The following is a 5,509-nucleotide window of genomic DNA, read 5'->3' on the forward strand; positions in this document are numbered from 1 at the left end:
CACAGAATGAAATTCTGTGTTCAAAGGGGCTTGGGGGCGTTGCCCTCAACAAGCAGTTTGTGGCAAATGGATAGCCACAAGCATTGCTTGCTGGAAACTAAAACAGGCATAATGCTGCTTGTAGTGCTGCACAAAATCATTTACAATTCAAATATCAGGAGGTAATGACTATGAGAAAGATTGTATCCTGTGAGTTTAACATAGATACTGCCTGCGTGGAACTGCGTCTGGAGGACGGGACGCTGCTATCTATCGACTGCACCGCTGTGGAAAACGAAGTGGCAAACAGTATGTACCAGCGGTCGGAGCTGGATTACCTGATTTATAATGATCCAGTGGCGTATGCCAACTTGATTCTGAATGGTGATCCAGATCTGTATCTCAAGGCTGTGACAAAGAAAACTCCATTAGATTAACAAAGAGAATCCGCCAGAAGTAGTATCCAAAAGATGTGCTCCTGGCGGATTTTTTCTTTCTCTCTAAAGCGACTCGGAATTGAGTTTTTCACGAAAATGTGATAAAATAAATCCAAGCATTTCTTGCTTGGGGGGACTAAAATGGCGATTTGTTATGATCGGTTATTTCATTTGATGATTGATAAAAAGATAAGCAATGCACAGCTAAAAGAGAAGGCCGGTTTTAGTGCCAATATTATTACCCGCCTAAAGCGTAACGAGTATGTTTCTATCGAAAGCATCGAGAAGATTTGCCGCGTGATGGAGTGCGGCGTGGACGATATTCTGGAATTTATTCCGGAGGAAAAGGAAGGAAAAGAAGTATGAGCCTGAGTGCCAATGTAAGTGAAAAAGCCGCTCTGATTTGGGCGATTGCAGATAAATTGACCGGTGTATACAAGCCCCATGAATACGGCGAAGTGATCCTGCCTCTCACGGTGATCCGCCGTTTTGACTGCATCCTAGCCGATACCAAGGATGCGGTGCTGGAGAAGTTTGAGACTGTGAAGAATCTCCCCATGCGGGATGTGCTGCTGCGCAACGCCTCCGGCAAGGCATTTTACAACACCAGCAAGTTTACCTTTGAGCGGCTGTTGGACGATCCGGACAACATCGAGGCCAACTTCCGAGACTACCTGAACGGCTTCTCAGAGAATGTCCGGGACATTCTGGAAAAGTTCAAGTTTGACGGCCAGATCACTACCATGGCCAACAAGGGTATCCTCTACATCGTCATCAAAGAGTTCACTACCCCCAAGGCCAATCTGCACCCGGATGTGATCTCCAACCTGGAGATGGGCTACATCTTTGAAGAGATCATCCGCCGCTTCTCTGAGTCTCATAACGAGGACGCTGGACAGCACTACACCCCCAGAGAAGTGATCCAGCTGATGGTCAATATTCTGTTCTACGATGACAACGACATGCTGTCTGGCAACAATGTGGCCAAGACCATCTATGACCCGGCCTGCGGTACTGGCGGTATGCTATCGGTGGCGGAGGAGTACCTGCACCAGCTCAACGCCTCCACCGAGCTGATGGCCTTTGGGCAGGAACTGAACGACCAGACTTTTGCCATCTGCAAGGCGGACATGCTCATCAAGGGCAACAACGCCGATTTTATCAAGGACGGCAACACTTTGTCCGACGATCAGTTCGAGGGCCAGACCTTCGACTATGTGCTGTCCAATCCGCCCTTCGGCCGGGAGTGGAAGAACGAGAAAGCGGCGGTGGAGGCTGAGTCCAAGCGGGGTTTTGCCGGACGGTTCGGCCCCGGTCTGCCTGCGGCCAGCGACGGGCAGATGCTGTTCCTGCTCACTGCTATTTCCAAAATGAAAGAGCCCAAGGACGGCGGTAGCCGTATTGCCATCATCCACAACGGATCGCCCCTCTTTACCGGCGACGCCGGCAGCGGCCCCTCTGAGATTCGCAAGTACATTCTGGAGAATGACCTGCTGGAAGCCATCATTGCTTTGCCCAACGATATTTTCTACAACACCGGCATTGCCACCTATATTTGGGTGCTGTCCAACAAGAAAACCGGAACCCGACGGGAGGGCAAGGTACAGCTCATCAACGCCAACAGCCTGTATGAAAAGCGCCGTAAGGCCCTGGGCAACAAGCGCAACGACATTCCGGAGAGCGTCATTGCGGAGATCACCCGGTTGTACGGCGACTTTGTGGAGAGCGAGATCAGCAAGATTTTTGATACTGCCGACTTTGGTTATACCAAAATTACGGTGGAGCGGCCCTTGAAAGACGAGAACGGCCAGCCGGTGCTCAAGAAGGGCAAGCCCCAGCCGGATACCGCCCTGCGGGACACGGAAAACGTGCCGCTGAAAGAGGACATTCAGACCTACTTTGACCGGGAAGTGCTGCCCTTTGCGCCGGATGCCTGGATCGACGAGAAAAAGTCCAAAGTGGGCTACGAGATCCCCTTCACCCGGTATTTTTACAAGTACGAAGCCCCCAAGCCCTCGGCGGAAATCATGCAGGAGATTCTGGCTATTGAATCGGAGCTGGACGGCGCTCTGGCGGAGGTGTTTGGAGCATGAGAACGATGAAAGACAGCGGGATTGAGTGGATTGGGGAGATTCCACTGGACTGGGGCACTTCCAAAATGAGATATATTGGACAATATATCAATGGATATGCTTTCAAGCCAGATGATTGGTCCTCTGAAGGTAAACGAATTATACGAATACAAGATTTAACAGGGACTAACAATAATCCTAATTACTATGCTGGGCAGTTGCCAGATAAATATAATGTTACTGCCGGAGATATTTTAGTTTCTTGGGCAGCAACTTTAGACGCTTTTATCTGGAATAATGATGATGCATGGTTAAATCAACATATTTTTAAAGCTATTTGTTTTCCAAAAGTTATTGATAAGAATTTTTTCTTTTGGGTTCTTAAAGAGGCTATGGAAAATATGAATAACGATAATAAACATGGTATTGTTATGCAACACATTACATTGTCAGTTTTTAGTAATTTTACAATACCATTACCTCCAAAATTGGTACAGCGCAGAATTGCTAACTACCTCGACCGTAAGTGCGGCCAGATTGACACTATTATTGCCCGGCAACAGGAAGTGATCGAGAAACTGAAAGCTTATAAGCTGTCCGTCATCACCGAAGCCGCCACAAAAGGTTTGAATCCTGATACGCCCATGAAGGACAGCGGAGTTGAGTGGATTGGGGAGATTCCGGAATACTGGCAATTGTCGCATATTGGAAATCTCGTTGAGATGGGGTCAGGCGGGACGCCAGACCGTAAAAAGCCTGAGTATTGGGAAAATGGGAACATTCCTTGGATGTCATCTGGAGAAATAAATGATGAATACATTTATTCTACAACAGAACACATCACAGAACTTGGACTTCAAAATTCAAATGCAAAAATCTTACCAGTTAATACTGTTATGCTTGGTTTGATTGGGCAAGGAAAGACTAAAGGACTTACTGCAATTTTAAAAACAGAAGTTTGCTGCAATCAAAATTTGGCGTATCTGATTGCTGATGAAAAATATTTGCATTACAGATATCTCTTCTATTGCTTCAAGGCAATGTATTTTTATATACGTGGTTTGGTTGGAGAATCTCAAGCAGGTATATATTCTTATTTTCTTAAAAAACTTCATATCCCTCTGCCTGATATTGAACAACAAATTAGAATTTCAGATTATTTGGATGCAAAGTGCGAAGCCATAAAAAGCTCTATTAACAAACGGGAGCGCATTATTGAAAAGTTGACAGGTTATAAGAAATCTCTTATTTATGAGGTTGTGACTGGAAAGAAAGAGGTGTAAGGTTTGAAAAAACGCATCTTCAAAATCATACTCTCTTGCCTTGCACTTACATTCATCTATTTCCTTCTGGACATAAATGATTTACCTACCAGTATAGGAATTCAAAGCGAAAATATTAACTGGGATATTGCTTCAATTATCATTGGTAACATTGTGGTTATATGCCTATATCTAATTACATTCAATGTGCTGGATCACAGAAGTATAGAAAAAGACAAGAACCAACGGGAAGTTGCCTTGCTTTTGATGTCCAAAACATATGAACAGTGCAAAGAATCTGTCTTATTATTGGAACGTCGTGAAGTCCGAGAAAAGGCTGTGGAAAAGTGTAATTTTCACAAAGTGATTCACGAGGACAAACAGATGCAATACTATCTCGACTTTCCGTTCAAGTTTCATGAACAGATTGTCGAATTTGCTTCTACCGGAATAATTTCTAAAAAAGAATTTTCAGATTATCTGGATTTGCGAGAGGCTTTTAGAACGCACATCAACATAAGGATTATGTCCTTTGACCGAGAAGAGTTACCTAATTCTACAAAGAACGAGTTTTTTGCAACTTATGAGAGAGTTACCAGCTTTCTGAATAGAGGTGAAAAATAGTGCCCGACTTTGACGTAAGAGAAAAACGCTTTGAGCAGGATATTGAGGAACATCTTACTACATACGGCGGCTATCAAAAGGGCAACCCCGCCACCTTTAACCGGGAAAAGGCGCTGGACACTGGCACATTTCTTTCCTTCATCCGCACCAGCCAGCCTAAGGCATGGGAGCGGTTTGAGAAAATCTATGGAGCCGACAGCGAGCGGCAGCTTATCGACCGTTTTTGCCGGGAAGTGAAGCTGGTGGGCCTCTTAAAAGTGCTGCGCCAGGGTTTTACTGACCGGGGCATCAAGTTTCGGGCAGTGTTCTGGAAGCCGGAGACCTCTATCAACGAGACCAGCCAGGCCCAATATGCCGCCAATATCCTCCACTGCACCCGGCAGCTCCACTATTCTCTCAGCAACGAGAACAGCATTGACATTGTCCTGTTTCTCAACGGCATCCCCGTGGTGTCCATGGAGTTGAAATGCCAGTTCACGGGGCAGGACACCTCCAACGCAATCCAGCAATATAAATTCGACCGAGCGGGCAAGGACGCTATTTTCGAGTTTAAAAACCGGGTGCTGGTTCACTTTGCTGTGGATTTATCCAATGTTTATATGACCACTCGGCTGGAGGGGCCGAAAACCTATTTCCTGCCCTTCAACCAGGGCAGCAACGGAGCCGGAAATGTGGGCGGTAAGGGTAATCCCATCAACCCGGACGGCTACGACACCGCCTACCTGTGGGAAAATGTACTGTGCAAGGACCGTTTACTGGAAATCTTACATAAATATCTCCACTTGCAGCAGGTCAAGGACGAAAAGACAGGTGAGGTAAAGTACGAGCGGATGATCTTCCCACGGTATCACCAGCTGGATGTGGTGACCAAACTACTGGCTGATGTAAAGGTAAACCGCACAGCGCAAAATTATCTGATCCAGCACAGCGCCGGTTCCGGCAAGTCCAACTCCATCGCCTGGCTGGCCCATCGGCTCACCGGTCTGCACGATGCTCACGACGAGAAGATTTTCCAGTCCGTTATCATCGTCACCGACCGTCGGGTGCTGGACAGCCAGCTGCAAAACACCGTCTACCAGTTCGATCATGTGGCGGGCGTGGTGCAGAAGATCGACAAAAACGCCCAGCAGCTCCG

General features: G+C 46.7%; 6 protein-coding genes. All 6 read left to right on the forward strand.

The features are described 5' to 3' along the window. Positions 1–170: 170 nt before the first annotated feature. Entirely contained in the window at positions 171–416 is a 246-nt protein-coding gene (locus AB5H98_RS12545; protein WP_367926235.1) for a DUF6061 family protein, read from the forward strand. A gap of 141 nt (positions 417–557) precedes the next feature. Beyond that, positions 558–782, forward strand: a complete 225-nt coding sequence (locus tag AB5H98_RS12550; protein ID WP_367926236.1) for a helix-turn-helix domain-containing protein — start codon at positions 558–560, stop codon at positions 780–782. Beyond that, positions 722–2,509, forward strand: coding sequence for an N-6 DNA methylase (locus AB5H98_RS12555; RefSeq protein ID WP_367926237.1), 1,788 nt, complete (start codon positions 722–724; stop codon positions 2,507–2,509). Before AB5H98_RS12550 ends, AB5H98_RS12555 begins: the two co-directional genes overlap by 61 nt. Continuing rightward, positions 2,506–3,771: a restriction endonuclease subunit S gene (locus tag AB5H98_RS12560; RefSeq protein WP_367926238.1), complete on the forward strand. Its 1,266-nt coding sequence runs from the start codon at positions 2,506–2,508 to the stop codon at positions 3,769–3,771. Before AB5H98_RS12555 ends, AB5H98_RS12560 begins: the two co-directional genes overlap by 4 nt. A 3-nt stretch (positions 3,772–3,774) precedes the next feature. Beyond that, entirely contained in the window at positions 3,775–4,374 is a 600-nt protein-coding gene (locus AB5H98_RS12565; RefSeq protein ID WP_367926239.1) for a hypothetical protein, read from the forward strand. Continuing rightward, on the forward strand, positions 4,374–5,509 hold a 1,136-nt coding region (locus AB5H98_RS12570), incomplete at its 3' end, for a type I restriction endonuclease (RefSeq protein WP_367926240.1). The genes AB5H98_RS12565 and AB5H98_RS12570, both read left to right, overlap by 1 nt.

It is taken from the genome of uncultured Ruthenibacterium sp., from assembly GCF_963558415.1.
GTDB lineage: Bacteria > Bacillota > Clostridia > Oscillospirales > Ruminococcaceae > Ruthenibacterium.

Coding starts and splice junctions, on each gene's coding strand:
- AB5H98_RS12545 (WP_367926235.1), top strand. CDS start 171: ATGAGAAAGATTGTATCCTGTGAGTTTAACATAGATACTGCCTGCGTG.
- AB5H98_RS12550 (WP_367926236.1), top strand. CDS start 558: ATGGCGATTTGTTATGATCGGTTATTTCATTTGATGATTGATAAAAAG.
- AB5H98_RS12560 (WP_367926238.1), top strand. CDS start 2,506: ATGAGAACGATGAAAGACAGCGGGATTGAGTGGATTGGGGAGATTCCA.